Origin of the sequence: Hymenobacter sp. B81, assembly GCF_044628455.1 — a bacterium.
GTDB lineage: Bacteria > Bacteroidota > Bacteroidia > Cytophagales > Hymenobacteraceae > Solirubrum.
This window is the reverse complement of sequence record NZ_JBIYZW010000001.1, coordinates 1,255,331-1,273,152: the sequence shown is the minus strand read 5'-3', so window position 1 is coordinate 1,273,152 and position 17,822 is coordinate 1,255,331. Positions and strand designations below refer to the sequence as shown.

Below are 17,822 nucleotides of genomic sequence, written 5' to 3'. Positions count from 1 at the left end.
TGCTAATTTGACTTAGTATGGACCTGCACATGACCGATCTGGAGCGGGACATCATCCGCGAGATACTCAACATCGGCCTGGCCCGGGCGGCAGACTCGTTTGCCGCCATTGCCCAGGAAAAGGTGTTGCTGGAGGTGCCCAGCCTCGAACTTGTGCGCGGCCGCGACATTCTGGAGCTGGTACGCAAGTACCAGGCAGGCCACGTGGGAATTCAGAGCGACATCAAGGGTGACTTCAACGGCACCACGCTCATGTTTTTCTCGGGCCAGCACGTGCAGCGCCTCTCGCGGGTATGCCTGCGCCAGAACGTGGCCGAAACGGTGGAGCTGAACGAGATGCAGGAGTCGCTGCTGCTGGAAATCAGCAACATCATCACCGGCGCCCTGGTCACCCAGCTGGCCAACATCCTCAAGGCCAAAATCTATGGTGCGCCGCCCACGGCGCCCAAGGGCGACATCACCCGCGCCCTCGACAACCTGCTGGTGAGCCACCCGCTGATGCAGCCGCTGATTTTCTCCGTCATCACCCAGTTCTCCGACCAGAACAGCAACGTGGAGCTGCCGCTGATGCTGTTCTTCGACCGCGAAACCTTCGCTAAGGTGCTCACCATCATCCGCACCTACGATTTGTCGGGCGGCAAATAGCCAGCTCCGTTCCTTGGCAGGTGCGCCCGCCCGGTCCGCTCGGGGCCGGGCGGGCGCACCGTCTGATTCCGGGCCGCCCCGCCGCCCGTTTTCCACTCACTCAACCGACCACACTCATGCACGACCCGACCGTCCTCGCGCTGCAGCAAAAAATTGCCTCCTTCGACCCCAACGCCGTGGGCGACACCTCCGGGGGCCTGTTTGGCCTGCCCTTCACGCCCGAAGAAGCTCAGGTGGTGGTAGTGCCCGTGCCCTGGGAAGTCACCGTTTCCTACCGCGCCGGCACGGCCCAGGGTCCGGCGGCCATCCACGAAGCCTCGGCCCAGGTCGACCTCTACGACCCAGACCTGCCCGACGCCTGGAAAATGGGCTTGGCCATGGAAGCCATTGACGAGGAATGGGCCGCCGAAAGCAACCGCCTGCGCACCCAGGCCGCCGACTACATCGGCTGGCTCGAAGACGGCCGCCCGGCCACCGGCGCGGGCAACCTGCAGGCCGTGCCCGCCACCGTAACCGAGCGCGGCAAGGCGCTGCTGCAGTGGCTGAAGGAGAAAACCGGCGCCTACCTCGACGCCGGCAAGGGCGTAGTGGTGCTGGGCGGCGACCACAGCACCCCGCTGGGCTACCTGCACGCCCTGGCCGAGCGCCACGAAGAATACGGCATCCTGCAGATCGACGCCCACTGCGACCTGCGCGTGGCCTACGAGGGCTTCGAGTACTCGCACGCCTCCATCATGTACAACGCCCTGCAACTGCCCCAGGTCAAGAAGCTCGTGCAGGTAGGCATCCGCGACCTGTGCCAGCAGGAGGCCGACCTGATTGCCCAGTCGGGCGGGCGCATCGTGATGTTTCACCACCGCTTCCTGCGCGAAGAGCAGTACGGCAAAAAGTCTTGGAAGAAAGTCTGCGGCAAAATCATTGCCCAACTGCCCCAGAAGGTGTACCTGAGCTTCGACATCGACGGACTCGACCCCAAGCTCTGCCCCGGCACCGGCACGCCCGTGCCCGGTGGCCTTGAGTTTGAGGAAGCCCTGTACCTGATCCGGGCCGTAGTGCGCTCGGGCCGCCAGATCATCGGCTGCGACCTGAACGAGGTGGCGCCCGGCGACTCAGACTGGAACGGCAACGTGGGCGCCCGCCTGCTCTACCAGATGGCCAACTGGATGGCCGTGTCGCAGGGCCGGCTGAAGGCCACCGGCATGGAAACCGAATAAGCCCCGCTAAGTATCGGGTTTTTCGTATTGTTGCCCGGCGGGCCGGCCTGTCTCCAGGTCGCCCGCCGGGCTTCTTGTTTCCACTTTCCTTCCACCACCTATGGGGTTTCTCGTCAAATTTCTGCTCACGGCCGTGCTGGTGTACGTGCTGGGCAACTTCCTGCCGGGGGCGCACCTGGCCGGCTTCACCGACGCCATTCTGCTGGTCATTGTGCTGGCCGTGCTCAACGCCGTGCTCAAGCCCATTCTGAAAATCCTGGGCTTCCCCATCACTATTCTCACGCTGGGTTTGTTTCTGCTGGTCATCAACGCGGCCATTGTGGGGCTGGCGGCCTACCTGCTACCCGGCTTCAAGCTCGATGGATTCCTGGCCGCGCTGCTGTTCAGCATCGTGCTGTCCATTGTCACTACCATCATCGATCTGGTGATTGACTAAGCGCCCCAGCCACCCATAAAAAAGCCGGTCCAGCACGCTGGACCGGCTTTTTTATGGGCTTTAAGCCGGGTGGGAGCGGCTCCGCCGCCGGCGCAGCAGCCCCAGCGCCGCCGCACCCAGCAACAGCAGCGGCCACAGGTACACGGCGCCCACCACCAAGCCGGTAATCAGGGACCACCCGCCGTAGAAAGCTTCGGTCAGCCGGCTGCTCAGCGACAACAGCGGGGCTTCGGGCGCGGACAGGGGCAGGGGCTGGTAGAGGCGCAGGGTGATGGTGGAATAGGCCAGCTGCTCATCAAGAGCCTTCAGGCGGCTTTCGGTAGCCTCAATGTCTTCACGCCCGGCGGCGATTTTGGCTTCTACTTCCAGCACCTCGCTGATATTGCGGGCCTGGGCCAGCAAGGCGAGGTAGCGCTGCTCCACGGCCCGCTTGGCGCGCAGCCGGGCTGCCACGTCGGCGCGGGCGGTCGTCACGTCTTCCGAGGCCAGGGTTTTGCCCTCCACGCTGCCCAGCGCCGACAAAGCTGCCAGCAGCGGGGCAAACTGCGCGGGACGCACCCGGATGGTGGTTTCCTGCCGCCACTCGCCCTCGGTGCGGGCCTGGTCGGCCTCGCTCACCCAGCTGCCCGTGGCCTGCGCCAGGCTGTCGACGCGGGCCGCGGCGCGGGGCAGGTCGGCTACCCGCAAATCAAGGGTGGCGCGGTAGATAATCTGCCGGGCCGGGGTACTGGGCGCAACCGTTGGCTCGGCGGGCGCAGTGCCGGGCGTGGGGGCCGCAGCGGTGGTTTCCGGCGCCACGGCATCGGCGCTTGAGGAGGCTTCGTTGGAGGACTGGCCGCAGGCAGCCAGGCCCAGTCCGAGCAGGACGGGATACAACAGACGTTTCATCGGATAGGGGAGTGGGTTGGGGATGAAAAGCCGCGCAGCCTTTCTCTTAATGCGCCAGGCCCGGCCCGGTAACCCGCCCAAGCGGCCGTCAACCAAAAAGCCCCGCCGATGAGGCAGGGCTTTGGCACTCCGAATCGGAATGTCGGTGACGCTTACACGCGCTTGATTTGCGCGCCCAGCGCCTGCAGGCGGCCATCGATGTTCTGGTAGCCGCGGTCAATCTGCTCCACGTTCAGAATCTTGCTCTTGCCCTCGGCCGACAGCGCCGCAATCAGCAGGGCCACGCCGGCGCGGATGTCGGGCGAGGTCATGGTGATGCCGCGCAGGGCCTGGCGCTTGTTCAGGCCTATGACTACGGCGCGGTGCGGGTCGCAGAGGGTAATCTGGGCCCCCATGTCGATGAGCTTGTCCACGAAGAACAGGCGCGACTCGAACATCTTCTGGTGAATGAGCACGGTGCCCTTGGCCTGGGTGGCCACCACCAGCGCAATGCTCAGCAGATCGGGCGTGAAGCCCGGCCAGGTGTGGTCCGACACCGTGAGGATGGAGCCGTCGAGGTAGGTGGCAATTTCGTAGTGGTCCTGGGCCGGCACGTGAATGTCGTCGCCGCGGAAATCCATTTGGATACCCAGCTTGCGGAAGGTGTCGGGAATCAGGCCCAGCTCGGGAATTTGGCAGTCCTTGATGGTAATTTCCGAGCCCGTCATGGCCGCCAGCCCGATAAAGGAGCCGATTTCGATCATGTCGGGCAGCATGCGGTGCTCGGTGCCGCCAAGCTTGTCCACGCCCTCAATCACGAGCAGGTTGGAGCCGATGCCCTGAATCTTGGCGCCCATGCGCACCAGCATCTTGCTGAGCTGCTGCAGGTACGGCTCGCAGGCCGCGTTGTAAATCGAGGTGGTGCCCTCGGCCAGCACGGCGCCCATCAGAATGTTGGCCGTGCCCGTTACCGAAGCCTCGTCCAGCAGCATGTAGGCCCCGCGCAGGCGGCCCGCAACGGTCATCTTGTAGAAGTCGGGGCCTTCCACTTTCAGGTCGCCGCCGAGCTTCTGCAGGCCCAGAAAGTGCGTGTCGAGCGGGCGGCGGCCAATTTTGTCGCCGCCGGGCTTGGGCAGCTGGCATTTGCCGTAGCGGCCCAGCATGGGGCCCAGAATCATCACCGAGCCGCGCAGCTCGCGGGCTTGCTTGATGAACTCCTCGGTGTCGAGGTAGGCCAGGTTCACGTCGTCGGCCTGGAAGCGGTAGGTGTCGGGCGAGAGGCGCTCCACCTTTACGCCCAGGCTGCCCAGCAGCTCGATGAGCTTGTTGACGTCGCGGATGTCGGGAATGTTCGAGATGGTGACCGGCTCGGCGGTCAACAGTACGGCACAGAGAATTTGCAGGGCCTCGTTTTTGGCCCCCTGCGGCACAATCTCGCCGCGCAGCGGTTGCCCGCCGATTACTTCAAATGCTGCGGACATAGCTTACTGCGGCGCTTGTTGCGGTTCACGACCCCCCTTTTTTCCCCGGCGCTTGTCGCGGCCCCGGTCGTTTTTGCCCCCGCCTCCGCCGCCGCGGCGCTGCTCCCGGTCGGCCCGGGGCTGGGGCACCACGAAGGCCCCCTGGCGGGCCGCGCCACCACTGTGACTGGCCGAGCCGGTCATAGTATCGAAGCCGCCGGCCGCGTCTACCTGGGTTTGGTCGAGCACGATCTTGCCGCCCGACAAGTCGCGCAGGTGCTTGAGGATGGTCACGTCCTTGGGCACGTCCTTGCTGTGCATGCGGTGCAGGAACTTCATCACCCGCCCAATGGTGAGGGCGGCCTGCTCACGTTCCGTCGCGTCTTCCAGGGAGGCGGCCTTGGCTACCATTTCCTCCACGTTTTTGCCGTAGGGGCGCAGCTTGGGGCCCTTGGCTGGGTAAGCCAGGTGCTGGGGCTTGTTGTTGAACTGGTCGAGGCCGGTGAGCGGAAACGGGGCATCTACTTCCAGCCGGTTGCCGGTCATGGCGTAGAGGTGGTTCCAGAGCTTGTGCTGGTAGTCCTGCTGCTCGCGCACGCCCGGGTTCAGGCGAAACATGAGCTGCACCACCTGGGTAGCGCGCTTGGTGCGCTCGGCGCGGTCTTCCACCGTCAGCAGCATCTGGGCCAGCTGGAAGGTGTTTTGCCCGTACTCGCGAACCAACAGTTCGAGTTGCGGGGGGAGGGTTTCAATCATTGTCAAAGTCAGAAGAGGGGCGCGGCGGCGGGGTAAAAGCAGCCTGGTAAACGGGCGGGCGGCCGGCCGAAGCGCCGAGCGGAAAACAGCTCGGCTTTTTGCAGGGCTAAATATACGGTAGTTGCCTCAGTTGGGTAGCGTTTTCGACTGCGCGTACTTTGTGACTACTATTGGTCAGTCCTAAGAATGGCAAGTGCTTCACTCAGAGCAACAGCATCAAACCCGCGGTAGTAAGTTGTACGGACCCAGTGGCTGCGGTATTGATGAGGAAGCTCGGCGAGTCTACTATCGTCATCAAGGATGACGAAATGAGCAGGTTGCCCATAGTGGTTCAACCAAGCCGCAATTTCAACTGCGCGAGAGACACCACTTGGTGCAGTGGCATCGTCTACTTTCCCGATAATTTGGCCGCAGCAACCGCGCCGCTGCATAATCTCCTGAAATTCATCTATCGTCTTGGTCATGCGACGAGACGAAGTAAGGATGATTCCGGCGCCGGTTTGCTCGATGAGCAGATTTAAATTCTCAATGCACGCTGCATTGAATTCGCTGTAGCCATCAGCGGCTATGATTTCCGGTTTCCAAGCGCTTTGCGTGCATAGCACACCGTCAATGTCGAGGAAAATGATGCTGTTTGAAGGCGCAGGCATGGCTTAGGTCCGAAGCAAAAAAGTAGTTCGCGCATCCCAGAAGGTGCCGTTCCATGACAACCGTCTAGGATACGCGAACTGAAAGTTCGCGCTACAACTCGGCGGGCTTACAAAATCCGCAGCTTGGCGAAGCTCAGCAGCAGGGTTTTTTCGCCCACTTCGTCGAACTGAATGATGGCCTTGGTCTGCCCGGCCTGGGTTTCCATTTTGCTGACCGTGCCGAAGCCGAACTTAGGGTGCTCCACCTTGTTGCCCGCCTGCAGGTTGCTCGTGTCCGAGGGTTTGAAGTCGGGCGAGGGCACGTAGGCCTTGGCCACGGTTACGCGGGGCTTCTGGGCCGCCACCAGGTTCGAGCGGCGCTCCAGCACCGGGGCAAAGGGGCTGTCTTCCTGGCCGTACTTGAATTCGACGTAGGTGGGGTCGATTTCGTCGATGAAGCGGCTTTTCTCGCAGCTGCGCAGGTTGCCCCACTGGTAGCGCGAGGTGGCGTAGCTGAGGGTGAGCTTCTTCTCGGCCCGGGTAATAGCCACGTAGAACAAACGCCGCTCTTCCTCCAGATCGGCCCGCGAGGTAATCATCATCTGCGAGGGAAAGAGGTTTTCCTCCATGCCCACGATGTACACGTTGCGGAACTCCAGGCCCTTGGCCGAGTGAATGGTCATCATCGTCACCGAGTCGCCCTCGTCCTTGGCGTCCTTCAGGTCGGTGTCGGTCACCAGGGCAATGTCCTGCAGGAAAGCGGCCAGCGACTTGTCTTCGCGCTCGGGGTCTTCCACGAAGGCCTTCACGCCGTTGAGCAGTTCCTGGATGTTCTCGTAGCGCGAGAGGCCCTCGATGCTCTTGTCGGCGTAGAGGTCCTCGATCATGCCCGAGTTTTTGGCAATGAACTTGGCCGCCTCGAAGGCGTCGTCCTTGCCCGCTACCACGGCGTAGCTTTTCACCTGGTCGCCAAACTGCTGCACAGCCCCCGCAATGCGGGTGGGCAGAAACTGGTTGGCGTTGCACACCACGTCGTAGAGCGTCTCGTTTACCTCGTCGGCGGTGCTGATAATCTTGGCCACGGTGGTGTCGCCGATGCCGCGCTTGGGGTAGTTGATGACGCGGCGCAGGGCCTGCTCGTCGTTGGGGTTCACCGCCAGGCGCAGGTACGACACCAGGTCCTTGATTTCCTTGCGCTGGTAGAAGGAGAGGCCGCCGACGATTTTGTACTTGATGTTGAGCTTGCGCAGGGCTTCTTCCATGGCCCGGCTCTGCGCGTTGGTGCGGTAGAGGATGGCGAAGTCCTCGTAGGACAGATGGTGGTTCATCTTGTCCTCGTAGATGGAGTTGGCCACCAGCTTGCCTTCTTCGTTGTCGGAAGCAGCCCGGATGACTTCAATCTTAGTGCCTTCCTCGTTGTCGGAAAACACGCTTTTGCGCAGCTGGGCCTGGTTGTTTTTGATGACGGAGTTGGCCGCCTTCACGATGTTCTTGGTGCTGCGGTAGTTCTGCTCGAGCTTGAAGATGGCCAGCTCGGGGTAGTCCTTCTCGAAGTTCAGGATGTTCTGAATGTCGGCGCCGCGGAAGGCGTAGATGCTTTGCGCGTCGTCGCCCACCACGCAGATGTTGCGGTTTTTGGCCGCCAGCTTGCGCGTAATCAGGTACTGCGAGTAGTTGGTGTCCTGGTACTCGTCCACCATCACGTGGTGGAAGATGTTCTGGTACTTGTTGAGCACGTCCACGTGGTCTTTGAAGAGCACGTTGGTTTGGTAGAGCAAATCGTCGAAGTCCATGGCGCCGGCCTTGAAGCAGCGCTGCTGGTACTGCTGGTAGAGCACCCCGATCTTGGGCCGCAGCGCCGCCTCGTCGTCCTGCCGGATGACGGGGTCCTGCAGGTACTGCTCCACCGAAATCAGCTTGTTTTTGGCGGCCGAAATGCGGCTCAGCACCGTGCTGGGCTTGTAAAGCTTGTCGTCGAGGTCCAGCTCCTTCACGATCTGCGTGATGAGCGTCTTGGTGTCCTGCGTGTCGTAGATGGTGAAGTGGCGCGGGTAGCCAATCTTGTCGGCTTCCGAGCGCAGAATGCGGGCGAAGATGCTGTGGAAGGTGCCCATCCACAGGTTCTTGGCCTCAGGGCCCACCACCTTCTCAATCCGGGCGCGCATCTCGCGGGCGGCCTTGTTGGTAAACGTGAGGGCCAGAATGTTGAACGGGTCGACGCCCTGTTCCAGCAAATGCGCAATGCGGTAGGTAAGCACCCGTGTTTTACCCGAGCCCGCGCCCGCAATAATCATCGCCGGGCCCTCCGTATGCAATACCGCGCCGCGCTGCGACTCGTTCAGTAGGTTGATATAATCCAGTGCCATTCGTTGTCCTTGAAGCTAGCGTCGTAGCCGAACAACAAAGGTAGGGCGAAAGCTCCGCCGGGGGAAGCATAAATGCACCCGCGCGCTTCCAGGTGCCTTGTGCCGGCTTCTACGACGGCTCAACCCCGTGAAACCGTCTTAGAAGCGTGCGAAACGCACGTAGAAATGAGCAGCACCGACTTAGAAGCGCGCAGACGAACGTAGAAGAGTGCGAAACCGACTTAGAAGCACGCGAAGTCTTCTTAGAAGCGTGCGAAGCCGACTTAGAAACACGCAGATGAACGTAGAAGCGTGCCGCGCCGACTCAGAAGCGTGTAGCACGATCTTAGAAGCGCGCGAAACGGTCTTAGAAGGAAGTTGAACCGACTTGGAAGCACGCGCAAGGATCAAAGAGCCGGACTGGATGGACGTCGAGCCGCGCCGGCCGGTTGTGTATCATCCCTAGCCGCGTATCGGCGCTACGGGGATATTGACGTGGCGCCGCTACGCGCCTGGGGTAAGCATAATGGGGTAAGCATACTATCAATACGCCTAAAACTCCAATCCAGTGGATGTGGCTACCGCTGCGGGCGGGCTAAGACGGGCTGCCATACGCGTAAATCGGGGAGCTGAACTTCCGGCCCGCCTGGGGCTGTTCCTCCCCGCGCGCCGCTGCCGTATCTTTGCGGTTCGCTTTGCCCCAACACCCATGATTGTCATCCAGAATACCATCGTCTCCGACGACGTCCGCGACCAGTTCTTCGTGTGCAACCTGGAGCGCTGCAAGGGCGCCTGCTGCGTGGAGGGCGACCTGGGCGCCCCGCTGGAGGAGGCGGAGCTCAAGATTCTGGAGCAGGAATACGAGAACATCAAGCCCTTCCTGACCCACGCCGGCCGCCACGCCATCGAGCAGCAGGGCCTCTACATTAAGGATTGGGAAGGTGACTACAGCACCACCACCATCGACGACCGGGAGTGCGCCTACGCCCTCTACGACGAGCGCGGCATTCTGAAGTGCGGCATCGAGCAGGCCTACCTGGCCGGGGCCACCACCTTCAAGAAGCCCATCAGTTGCCATTTGTACCCCATCCGCATCAGCAAGTACGACGAGTTCGACGCCTTGAACTACGACCGGTGGGAAATCTGCAACCCGGCCTGCGCCTTCGGCGCCTCGCTGGGCGTGCCGGTGTACAAGTTTCTGCGCGAGCCGCTCATCCGCAAATACGGCGAGCAATGGTACGGCGAGTTGGTGCAGGAAATTGAAACGCCGAAGCCGGTGGTTTAATGAAGACAACGGGCCGGTTCCTTGCTGGAACCGACCCGTTGTGTTTTAGGGCTGCGGAGGAATTGGTAGCTATTTATTTGCGGAAATACCTGATCTGCTGAAGACGGGTCTGCGCTTTTTCGAGCGTGTAATCTTCCGAGCTAAGGCTTTCGATCAGCGCATAATTGCCGAAACGAACTTGTTGGATATTCGGGCCAAGCGTGAGCAGGCTGAAGCCATTGCAGCTATTGCAGCGCACGATGAGCCAACTGGTGTCCGGTCCCTCTTCAGAGCGGCTCACGACGTCCGTCCGCAACGGCATCTGGCAATTGGTGCACGGCTCGCTGATCGACTCCAGCACTTGTTCTTTCTTTCGAAATATGGCTGCGACCTTTAGCAGCCCACCCATGAGTGAGCCATACAGAAAAGAGTTCAGCATTGCGCTGATGTTTACTCCTCCAAGGTCGGCCAGATAGCTAAAATAGTCGCAGACGAACTCTCGCTCTTCGGTATCCAAGGTGGCCCGGCTAAACCCGGTTAAATGGATTTGGAGCACACGCTTGAACTGCTGACCGCCCACCGGTACACCCAACAAATCCTGCGCGCAGGCATTAAACTTGGCGTTTAGCTCCCGGCAAAGTGAATCGTCAGAGGGATGAAGCCCCCGAGCTTCCCAGTCGGCGGGTGCAAACTTGTCGCGAGCAATAAACGAGTGCAGCTGTTGGGTAATGGGGACGGAGCCAGCCATGCGCCAATAAAATGATAAGCAGGTAAAGCAAAGGAAGCTTATGAAAAAGCCCGGTCATTTTGACCGGGCTTTTTCATAAGCTTCTCTTCTACAGCGTCGAGAAGTCAAACGACTCCAGAAACTTCGTGGTGAAGTTGCCGGACTTGAAGTCCTCGTTGTCCATGAGCTTGAGGTGGAAGGGAATCGTGGTTTTCACGCCTTCCACCACAAACTCCGACAGGGCGCGCTTCATTTTCACCACGCACTCCTCGCGGGTCTGGGCCACGGTGATGAGCTTGGCAATCATCGAGTCGTAGTTCGACGGGATGGTGTAGCCGGCATACACGTGGGTGTCCACGCGCACGCCGTGGCCGCCGGGAATGTGCAGCACGGTGATTTTGCCGGGGGAGGGGCGGAAGTCCTTGGTGGGGTCTTCGGCGTTGATGCGGCACTCCATGGCGTGCATGGTGGGGGCGTAGTTCTTGCCCGAAATCGGAATGCCCGCGGCCACCTTGATTTGCTCCTTGATCAGGTCGTAGTTGATGACTTCCTCGGTCACGGGGTGCTCCACCTGAATGCGGGTGTTCATCTCCATGAAGTAGAAGTCGCGGTTTTTGTCGACCAGAAACTCGATGGTGCCCACGCCCTCGTAGCCGATGGCGCTGGCGCCGGCCACGGCGGCCTTGCCCATCTGCTCGCGCAGCTCCGGCGTCATAAACGGCGAGGGAGCCTCTTCCACCAGCTTCTGGTGGCGGCGCTGAATGCTGCAGTCGCGCTCGGAGAGGTGGCACACGGTGCCGAACTGGTCGCCCACGATCTGGATTTCGATGTGGCGGGGCTCCTCCACGAACTTCTCCAGGTACACGCCGTCGTTGCCGAAGGCAGCCTTGGCCTCGGTGCGGGCGTCGTTCCAGGCCTTCTCAAACTCGCTTTCCGAGCGAATGATGCGCATGCCCTTGCCGCCGCCGCCGGCCGTGGCCTTCAGAATGACGGGGTACTTCATCTTGGCGGCTACCTTGATGCCTTCCTGCATCGACGCGAGCAAGCCCTCGGAGCCCGGAATGGTGGGCACCCCGGCCTTGCGCATGGTGGCCTTGGCCGACGACTTGTCGCCCATCTGGTTGATCATCTCGGGCGAGGCCCCGATGAACTTGATGCCGTTTTCGCGGCAGATGCGCGAGAACTCCGCGTTTTCGCTCAGGAAGCCGTAGCCCGGGTGAATGGCGTCGGCGTTGGTGATTTCGGCCGCGGCAATCAGGTTGGGCATGTTCAGGTACGACAGCGACGAGGCGGCCGGCCCGATGCACACGGCTTCGTCGGCGAAGCGCACGTGCAGGCTTTCCTTGTCGGCGGTCGAGTACACGGCCACCGTCTTGATGCCCATCTCGCGGCAGGTGCGAATCACGCGCAGCGCAATTTCCCCGCGGTTGGCAATGAGTATTTTCTTGAACATAGAGGTTAGGTCTTAGGGATTAGGAACGTAGGGCTTAGGGGTTAGGAAATGCCGGATGGATTTCGCTAAGCCCTAAGCCCTAACACGCTAAGTCCTACCAATTACATCGGCTCGATGAGGAACAGGGGCTGGTCGTACTCCACGGGGGAAGCGTTTTCAGCCAGTACCTTCACCACGCGGCCGCTCTGCTCGGCCTCGATTTCGTTGAAGAGCTTCATGGCTTCGATGATGCAAATCACCTGGCCTTTCTCAATCACGTCGCCCACGTTCACGAAGGGCGGGGTGTCGGGGTTGCTCGAGCGGTAGAAGGTGCCAATCATCGGGGCCTTGATGGCTTCGGTGCTGCTGGCCGCGGCCGGTGCTGCTGCGGGAGCCGGCGCCGAAGCGGGGGCGGCCTGCGGAGCGGCTACGGTCGGCGCGGGCGCGGCAGCGGCCGGCACCGGGGCGGGGGCGGCGTGGCTCACCACCTGCTTGGTGTTGGGCTCGCGCTGAACCGAAATCTTGAATTCTTCGGTCTCGATGTTGACCTTGTTCAGACCGGACTTGGCGATGAAGTCGATCAGTTCCTGGAGTTCCTTGGCTTTCATGGCGGCGGGGCTAGGCTTCTGCGGCTGCTTATTTGACTCTTTCGACATAGGAGTAGTCGCGGGTGTCCACGCGGATTTTCTGGTCCTGATCGATGAACAGCGGCACCTGAATGCGGGCGCCGGTTTCCATGATGGCCGGTTTGAGGGTGTTGGTGGCGGTGTCGCCGCGCAGGCCCGGCTCGGTGTAGGTTACCACCAGCTCCACGAAGGCGGGCAGCTCGGCCGTGAGGGGCTGCTCGGTTTCGGCGTGAAACAGGATGGTGGCTTCCTGGCCTTCCTTCATCAGGTCGGCAAAGGGCACCATGGCCTCGGGCAGCACCACCTGCTCGAAGGTGCTGTTGTCCATGAAGGTGTAGCCGTAGTCGTCCTTGAACAGGAACTGGTGCGGGCGCTGCTCCACGCGGGCAGTTTCCACTTTCACCCCGGCGTTGAAGGTATTGTCGAGCACCTTGCCGGTTTTGATGTTGCGCAGCTTGGTGCGCACGAAAGCGGGGCCTTTGCCCGGCTTCACGTGCTGGAATTCGGTGATGACGTGCAACTCGCCGTTGTAGTTCAGCACGAGACCGTTGCGAAAATCCGCGGTGGTGGCCATGAGGGGGAAATAATGAAGAATTGAGAAAGAAGAAGTAAAAACGGAGCCGGAGCTCAAACGACGTGGCCAATCGGGGAATCAGCCGCCGGGCCGTTTGTCAGGAGTTCAGCCTCCGTTTTTAGCGGACCCGTCGTACGCCCACTTCACGTAGAGCGCACCCCAGGTAAAGCCCCCGCCGAAGGCGGCGAAGATCAGGTCGTCGCCCTGCTTAAGCTGGCTTTCGTAGTCCCACAAACACAGGGGAATGGTAGCGTTGGTGGTGTTGCCGTACTTGTGGATGTTGAGCATCACTTTTTCGGGCCCGATGCCCACGCGCTGGGCGGTGGCGTCGATGATGCGCTTGTTGGCCTGGTGGGGCACCAGCCAGGCAATGGTGTCGGGGGTGAGGTGGTTGCGCTCGGCTACTACGGCGGCCACGTCGGCCATGCCCTTCACGGCGAACTTGTACACGGTGGCGCCTTCCTGGTAGGCGAAATGCTCGCGGTTGGCCACCGTCTCGGCCGAGGGCGGGCGGCGCGAGCCGCCGGCTTTCTGGTGCAGGTAGGCTTCGCCGTTGCCGTCGGAGTGCAGCTGCTGGTCGAGTAGGCCGTAGCCCTCGGTGTTGGGCTCCAGCATCACGGCCCCGGCGCCGTCGCCGAAGATGATGCAGGTGGCCCGGTCGGTGTAGTCGACGATGCTCGACATCTTGTCGGCCCCCACCACGATAACTTTCTTGTAGGTGCCGGTCTGGATGAACTGCGCGCCGGTGGCCAGGGCAAACAGGAAGCCCGAGCAGGCGGCCTGCATGTCGAACCCAAAGGCCTTGGTCAGGCCCGCGGCAGCCGAAATGATGTTGGCCGTGGCCGGAAACACCAGGTCGGGGGTGGTGGTGGCGCAGATCAGCAGGTCCACTTCCTCGGGGCGGGTGTTGGTTTTGGCCAGCAGCTGCTCCACGGCCTTGATGGCCATAACCGAGGTGCCCTGGTTTTCGCCCTTCAGGATGCGCCGCTCCTTAATGCCAGTCCGCGTCTGAATCCACTCGTCGTTGGTGTCGACCAGGGTTTCCAGCTCCTGATTGGTGAGCACGTAATCGGGTACGTAGGCGCCTACGCCGGTAATGGCAGCGGTCAGCTTCATGCGAAAGAGAAAAGCGGCAGAAGGAAAAGAAAAGGCGGCGCAAGGTAGCAAAAAGTCCAGCCTGCAAAGGCCGGACTTTCCGTTAAACTTAACCGCCGATTAGGACTTAAAGGTGTCCTTGATCTGGTCGGCAATGCCCGCCTCGGCCATCTGGTAGCCCTGAATGAGCATGTTGCAGATGGCCAGGGGCGTGCTCACGCCGTGGCCGATGATGGCGTTGTCGTTGATGCCCAGAATGGGCGAGCCGCCCACGGCTTCGTAGTTGAACTTGTCGAAGAAGGGGTCGTGCATGTTGCGCGCGTCGAGCAAATCGTAGATGCTCTCGGCCAGCTTCAGCACCACGTTGCCGGTGTAGCCGTCGCACACAATCACGTCGGCCCGGTCGTTGAACAGGTCGCGGCCTTCGATGTTGCCCACGAACTGAATGTGGGGGTTCACCTTCAGCAGCTGGTGCGCCGACTGCAGCAGGGGGGTGCCCTTGCCTTCTTCCTCGCCCATGTTCATGAGGCCCACCTTGGGGTCTTCGATGCCCAGCACGTAGCGGGCGTACAACGAGCCCAGCTCGCCGAATTGCTCCAGCATCTCGGGCTTGCACTCGGCGTTGGCGCCGGCGTCGAGCATGATGCCGAAGCCGCCGTGCAGCTTGGGAACGAAGTTGGCAATGGCGGGGCGAATCACGCCGGGCACGGGCTTGACGCTGAACATGGCGCCCACCAGCATGGCGCCGGTGTTGCCGGCCGAGCAGAAGGCCTCGACCTCGCCGGCGTGCAGCATGCGGTAGCCGACGGCAATGCTCGAATCCTGTTTCTGCTGGTAGGCCTTGGCCGGGTGCTCACCCATCTCAATGATCTGGGAGGCGGCCACCACAATCAGGGCCTCGGCGGCGGCGCCGTGGGCCTGCAGCAGCGGGCGCAGCGCGTCTTCCTGGCCGATGAGCACGATCTGGGCTTTGCCGGCCAGCTTTTCGGCGGCCAGCACAGCGCCATCCACGGCAGCTTGGGGAGCGAAGTCGCCTCCCATGGCGTCGAGGGCTATTTTCATGTAAGCGGTGTTCGGGGGAGGGCGGATAGTAAAAAACCGGCGGCCGGGCTGCGGCCGCCGGTCAGTAGGGGGCGGTTAAGGCTACTCCTCGTCGGTAGAAGGAGCGGCCGCTGCTACGGGAGCGTAGTTCTTGATGGCCACTTTGCCGTTGAGGTACAGGTCGCCGTCTACCACGTAAGCGCGGTGACGTAGGTGGGTTTCGCCGGTGGTCTGGCAGGTAGAAACGGCCTTCGGGTCGAGCTTGTAGTGGGTGCGGCGCTTGTCGCGGCGGGTGGAGGAAATCCGGCTTTTAGGATGTGCCATGAGTGAGAAACAGTTGGAAAGCGAAGGAAAAGATTTTTGGCAGAAACAGCGCGGCGCGGGGCCGGCTAGTTGAGGTTGCGCAGGGCGTTCCAGCGCGGGTCGGTGGCGTCGTCCTCATCGTCGTCGTCGCCGGCCGCGGGGCCCGAGGAGTAGATGAGTTTGACTTCGGCGTCCGGGTTGTCGTCGGCCTCGTCCTGGAAGCGCGGGTGCAGCTTCTTCATGGGCAGGGCCAGCCCGATGTAGTCGAACAGGTGCTGGGCCAGGGGCAGGGTTTGCGTGTCGGGCGTGATTTGCAGCACGTCGTCGTCGAGCTCGGCTTCGTGGTCGCCGTAGCGCACCAGCAGCTGGTGCTGCACGTCGATGGGCTGGTCGAACTCGTCGAGGCTCCGGTCGCAGATCAGCTGCACGGTACCCTGGATGTGAATGTCGAGCACCATGCGGCGGTCGTTTTTGTCCAGCTTCACCTCGGCGCGCAGCTGGCCGTCCGGAATCAGGGTCTGGTCAAACTGCTCGAAGAAAGACTGGTCGAGGTCGAATACGAACTCGTGCGTTTTCTCGCTCAGGCTGGCAATCGGCAGATCGTAGCGAAGGTCCTTTTTCACGGGGAAGGCGGATAGCAGGGGGCAAAAATAGGAAGATTTACCTGGTTGATGCGTCCCGGCGGGAAATTGAAAACGGTGGGCTCAGGCGGTGCGCAGAATGAACTCGGGGCTGATACCCAGCCGCTCGTAGAGCTTTTTGGCCAGGTCCAGGGTTACGCGCCGCTTGCCGCTGAGAATCTGCGAGAGGCGCCCGGCCGGCACTTCCAGCAGCTGGGCCAGGTCTTTCTGCTTGAGGCGCATCTGCTGCCGCTTCAACTCAATCATCTCGACCAGGGTGGTCGGTAGGTTGGGAATGGGCAGCAAACCTAGTTTGTCCTCGTAGGTGTCGACGGCCACAATCAGCTCCCGAAACTCGGCTTCCAGCACCGCGTTGCCCTCGAAGCCGGCCGCCACCAGCGCGTCGAGGCGACGCAGGGCAGCACGGTAATCAGCGGGTTCGTTCAGAATCATGGAAAAAGCAGAAGGCGGCCGCCACTCCGGCGCAAATACCCGACGGGTGGCTTAGCGGCTGCAAAGGTGGGAATAGAATTCTAAAACCACAAACAAAGTTTCGGTTTTGGAAAGAATGTTTCGGCAAAGGAAAAGCCCGGCGCACCGCAGGGAGCGGAGCACCGGGCTTGGCAAAGCAGCGCGGAAAGGTATTACTGCGCGGCGGCGCGGTTTTTTATCAGGTCGCAGGCCAGGTACAGCGCTTCACGGAACGAGGTGGGGTCGGCGGCAAATTTACCAGCCAGCCCGTAGGCTGTGCCGTGGTCGGGGGAAGTGCGGATGACGGGCAGGCCGGCGGTGTAGTTCACGCCCCGCTCAAAGGCCAGGGTCTTAAACGGAATCAGGCCCTGGTCGTGGTACAGCGCCAGCGTCGCGTCGAACTGCTGGTACTGGCGGGTGCCGAAGAAGCCATCGGCGGGGTAGGGGCCGTACACCAGGTGGCCCTCCTGCAGAAACTGCTGGATGACGGGCTGTACCAGGTCCTGCTCCTCGCGGCCCAGCAGGCCGTTTTCGCCGGCGTGGGGGTTCAGGCCCAGCACCGCCACCCGGGGCTTGGCAATACCAAAATCGTGGCGCAGGGAGTGCAGCAGCATGCGCAGCTTGCCGCTGAGTACCTCGGGCGTGAGGCGGGCGGGCACGTCCTTGAGCGGAATGTGGCCGGTGGCGGTGGCCACGCGCAGGTCCTCGGCCACCAGCAGCATCAGGCTGTCGTTGTGCTTGCTGAAGTGGTGGGCCAGAAACTCGGTGTGGCCGGGAAAGTTGAAGCCTTCGCCCTGGGTGTTGTCCTTGCTGATGGGCGCCGTCACCAGCCCGTCGAGCAGGCCGGCTTTCAGGTCGCGCACGGCGGCCAGCAGCGCGAGGCGGGCCGCCCGCCCCGAGGCTTCGGTGGGCTCCCCGGGGGTGAGCACAAAGTCTTCGTCGTCCCAGCAGGTCACGGCGTTGATCTTGCCCTCCACGATGTCGGCGGCTTCGCGCACCTGCCGGAAAGCCAGCGGAGCGTGCTGCTTGTCCTGGGGAAACTCGTCGAAGAGCGTGGCGGCCGTGCCGTACAGCACCGGCGTGCAGAAGCGCAGCAGGCGCGAGTCCTGTAGGGTGCGGTAAATGATTTCGGGACCGATGCCGGCCAGGTCGCCGGGAGTTATGGCAATGCGGGGGAGCATGTGGGGAGTTGTCAGTTGTCAGTTGTCAGTTGGCGGAGCAGCAACTGAAGGGTCGTTTGAGCAGGCATAGGGCAAAGTCGCCCCAAGCGACCTGATCGGCTCGGGCCGCGGATTTCAAGGGTGTCCGGCCGGATCGG

Annotated in this window: 19 protein-coding genes; 4 read left to right on the top strand and 15 right to left on the bottom strand. The window is 61.9% G+C overall.

What is annotated here, in order from left to right; genetic code table 11:
• Nucleotides 1-17: 17 nt before the first annotated feature.
• The 3 genes from ACE191_RS05765 (at nucleotide 18) to ACE191_RS05755 (ending at nucleotide 2,294) form a co-directional block, all read left to right on the top strand.
• Nucleotides 18-644 carry a chemotaxis protein CheC gene (locus ACE191_RS05765; RefSeq protein ID WP_400191236.1) on the top strand — a complete coding sequence of 209 codons (627 nt, stop codon included), beginning with the start codon at nucleotides 18-20 and terminating at the stop codon, nucleotides 642-644.
• 116 nt (nucleotides 645-760) lie between these two features.
• Entirely contained in the window at nucleotides 761-1,858 is a 1,098-nt protein-coding gene (locus ACE191_RS05760) for an agmatinase family protein (protein ID WP_400191235.1), read from the top strand.
• Between the two features lie 100 nt (nucleotides 1,859-1,958).
• Entirely contained in the window at nucleotides 1,959-2,294 is a 336-nt protein-coding gene (locus ACE191_RS05755; protein WP_400191234.1) for a phage holin family protein, read from the top strand.
• A 60-nt stretch (nucleotides 2,295-2,354) separates the two neighbouring features.
• Here ACE191_RS05755 and ACE191_RS05750 read toward each other — a convergent pair whose 3' ends face one another.
• The 5 genes from ACE191_RS05750 to ACE191_RS05730 form a co-directional block, all read right to left on the bottom strand.
• Nucleotides 2,355-3,182 (bottom strand): DUF4349 domain-containing protein, encoded by an 828-nt coding sequence (locus tag ACE191_RS05750; RefSeq protein WP_400191233.1) that lies wholly within the window; start codon nucleotides 3,180-3,182, stop codon nucleotides 2,355-2,357.
• A gap of 152 nt (nucleotides 3,183-3,334) precedes the next feature.
• Nucleotides 3,335-4,642: a UDP-N-acetylglucosamine 1-carboxyvinyltransferase gene (gene murA, locus ACE191_RS05745; RefSeq protein WP_400191232.1), complete on the bottom strand. Its 1,308-nt coding sequence runs from the start codon at nucleotides 4,640-4,642 to the stop codon at nucleotides 3,335-3,337.
• Nucleotides 4,643-4,645: 3 nt separating this feature from the next.
• Nucleotides 4,646-5,377 carry a DUF4290 domain-containing protein gene (locus tag ACE191_RS05740; RefSeq protein ID WP_400191231.1) on the bottom strand — a complete coding sequence of 244 codons (732 nt, stop codon included), beginning with the start codon at nucleotides 5,375-5,377 and terminating at the stop codon, nucleotides 4,646-4,648.
• 167 nt (nucleotides 5,378-5,544) lie between these two features.
• Entirely contained in the window at nucleotides 5,545-6,027 is a 483-nt protein-coding gene (locus tag ACE191_RS05735) for an HAD domain-containing protein (RefSeq protein ID WP_400191230.1), read from the bottom strand.
• Nucleotides 6,028-6,134: 107 nt separating this feature from the next.
• Nucleotides 6,135-8,366, bottom strand: coding sequence for an ATP-dependent helicase (locus ACE191_RS05730; protein WP_400192298.1), 2,232 nt, complete (start codon nucleotides 8,364-8,366; stop codon nucleotides 6,135-6,137).
• A 694-nt stretch (nucleotides 8,367-9,060) separates the two neighbouring features.
• On the opposite strand from ACE191_RS05730, the gene ACE191_RS05725 reads away from it, so the two are divergent.
• Entirely contained in the window at nucleotides 9,061-9,636 is a 576-nt protein-coding gene (locus ACE191_RS05725; RefSeq protein WP_400191229.1) for a DUF3109 family protein, read from the top strand.
• A gap of 73 nt (nucleotides 9,637-9,709) precedes the next feature.
• Here ACE191_RS05725 and ACE191_RS05720 read toward each other — a convergent pair whose 3' ends face one another.
• The 10 genes from ACE191_RS05720 to pdxA form a co-directional block, all read right to left on the bottom strand.
• On the bottom strand, nucleotides 9,710-10,363 hold the full coding sequence (locus ACE191_RS05720) for a hypothetical protein (RefSeq protein WP_400191228.1): 654 nt from the start codon (nucleotides 10,361-10,363) through the stop codon (nucleotides 9,710-9,712).
• Nucleotides 10,364-10,451: 88 nt separating this feature from the next.
• Entirely contained in the window at nucleotides 10,452-11,795 is a 1,344-nt protein-coding gene (gene accC / locus ACE191_RS05715; RefSeq protein WP_400191227.1) for an acetyl-CoA carboxylase biotin carboxylase subunit, read from the bottom strand.
• A gap of 101 nt (nucleotides 11,796-11,896) precedes the next feature.
• Nucleotides 11,897-12,382 carry an acetyl-CoA carboxylase biotin carboxyl carrier protein gene (gene accB, locus ACE191_RS05710; RefSeq protein ID WP_400191226.1) on the bottom strand — a complete coding sequence of 162 codons (486 nt, stop codon included), beginning with the start codon at nucleotides 12,380-12,382 and terminating at the stop codon, nucleotides 11,897-11,899.
• 28 nt (nucleotides 12,383-12,410) lie between these two features.
• Entirely contained in the window at nucleotides 12,411-12,974 is a 564-nt protein-coding gene (gene efp, locus ACE191_RS05705) for an elongation factor P (protein ID WP_400191225.1), read from the bottom strand.
• Nucleotides 12,975-13,079: 105 nt separating this feature from the next.
• Nucleotides 13,080-14,090 carry a beta-ketoacyl-ACP synthase III gene (locus tag ACE191_RS05700; RefSeq protein ID WP_400191224.1) on the bottom strand — a complete coding sequence of 337 codons (1,011 nt, stop codon included), beginning with the start codon at nucleotides 14,088-14,090 and terminating at the stop codon, nucleotides 13,080-13,082.
• A gap of 99 nt (nucleotides 14,091-14,189) precedes the next feature.
• Nucleotides 14,190-15,131: a phosphate acyltransferase PlsX gene (gene plsX / locus ACE191_RS05695; protein WP_400191223.1), complete on the bottom strand. Its 942-nt coding sequence runs from the start codon at nucleotides 15,129-15,131 to the stop codon at nucleotides 14,190-14,192.
• 81 nt (nucleotides 15,132-15,212) lie between these two features.
• Nucleotides 15,213-15,434 (bottom strand): 50S ribosomal protein L32, encoded by a 222-nt coding sequence (rpmF, locus tag ACE191_RS05690; RefSeq protein ID WP_400191222.1) that lies wholly within the window; start codon nucleotides 15,432-15,434, stop codon nucleotides 15,213-15,215.
• A 65-nt stretch (nucleotides 15,435-15,499) separates the two neighbouring features.
• A complete protein-coding gene (locus tag ACE191_RS05685) occupies nucleotides 15,500-16,036 on the bottom strand; it encodes a YceD family protein (protein WP_400191221.1) in 537 nt (178 codons plus the stop codon).
• An 81-nt stretch (nucleotides 16,037-16,117) separates the two neighbouring features.
• On the bottom strand, nucleotides 16,118-16,486 hold the full coding sequence (locus tag ACE191_RS05680; protein WP_400191220.1) for a type II toxin-antitoxin system HigA family antitoxin: 369 nt from the start codon (nucleotides 16,484-16,486) through the stop codon (nucleotides 16,118-16,120).
• A gap of 191 nt (nucleotides 16,487-16,677) precedes the next feature.
• Nucleotides 16,678-17,685, bottom strand: a complete 1,008-nt coding sequence (gene pdxA, locus ACE191_RS05675; RefSeq protein WP_400191219.1) for a 4-hydroxythreonine-4-phosphate dehydrogenase PdxA — start codon at nucleotides 17,683-17,685, stop codon at nucleotides 16,678-16,680.
• Nucleotides 17,686-17,822: the final 137 nt, after the last annotated feature.

Excerpts from the sequence above, each read along its gene's own strand:
- ACE191_RS05720 (WP_400191228.1), bottom strand. The coding sequence starts at position 10,363 with ATGGCTGGCTCCGTCCCCATTACCCAACAGCTGCACTCGTTTATTGCT.
- efp (WP_400191225.1), bottom strand. The coding sequence starts at position 12,974 with ATGGCCACCACCGCGGATTTTCGCAACGGTCTCGTGCTGAACTACAAC.
- ACE191_RS05700 (WP_400191224.1), bottom strand. The coding sequence starts at position 14,090 with ATGAAGCTGACCGCTGCCATTACCGGCGTAGGCGCCTACGTACCCGAT.
- plsX (WP_400191223.1), bottom strand. The coding sequence starts at position 15,131 with ATGAAAATAGCCCTCGACGCCATGGGAGGCGACTTCGCTCCCCAAGCT.
- murA (WP_400191232.1), bottom strand. The coding sequence starts at position 4,642 with ATGTCCGCAGCATTTGAAGTAATCGGCGGGCAACCGCTGCGCGGCGAG.
- rpmF (WP_400191222.1), bottom strand. The coding sequence starts at position 15,434 with ATGGCACATCCTAAAAGCCGGATTTCCTCCACCCGCCGCGACAAGCGC.
- ACE191_RS05750 (WP_400191233.1), bottom strand. The coding sequence starts at position 3,182 with ATGAAACGTCTGTTGTATCCCGTCCTGCTCGGACTGGGCCTGGCTGCC.
- pdxA (WP_400191219.1), bottom strand. The coding sequence starts at position 17,685 with ATGCTCCCCCGCATTGCCATAACTCCCGGCGACCTGGCCGGCATCGGT.
- ACE191_RS05725 (WP_400191229.1), top strand. The coding sequence starts at position 9,061 with ATGATTGTCATCCAGAATACCATCGTCTCCGACGACGTCCGCGACCAG.
- ACE191_RS05740 (WP_400191231.1), bottom strand. The coding sequence starts at position 5,377 with ATGATTGAAACCCTCCCCCCGCAACTCGAACTGTTGGTTCGCGAGTAC.
- ACE191_RS05760 (WP_400191235.1), top strand. The coding sequence starts at position 761 with ATGCACGACCCGACCGTCCTCGCGCTGCAGCAAAAAATTGCCTCCTTC.
- accC (WP_400191227.1), bottom strand. The coding sequence starts at position 11,795 with ATGTTCAAGAAAATACTCATTGCCAACCGCGGGGAAATTGCGCTGCGC.
- ACE191_RS05755 (WP_400191234.1), top strand. The coding sequence starts at position 1,959 with ATGGGGTTTCTCGTCAAATTTCTGCTCACGGCCGTGCTGGTGTACGTG.
- ACE191_RS05680 (WP_400191220.1), bottom strand. The coding sequence starts at position 16,486 with ATGATTCTGAACGAACCCGCTGATTACCGTGCTGCCCTGCGTCGCCTC.
- accB (WP_400191226.1), bottom strand. The coding sequence starts at position 12,382 with ATGAAAGCCAAGGAACTCCAGGAACTGATCGACTTCATCGCCAAGTCC.
- ACE191_RS05765 (WP_400191236.1), top strand. The coding sequence starts at position 18 with ATGGACCTGCACATGACCGATCTGGAGCGGGACATCATCCGCGAGATA.
- ACE191_RS05735 (WP_400191230.1), bottom strand. The coding sequence starts at position 6,027 with ATGCCTGCGCCTTCAAACAGCATCATTTTCCTCGACATTGACGGTGTG.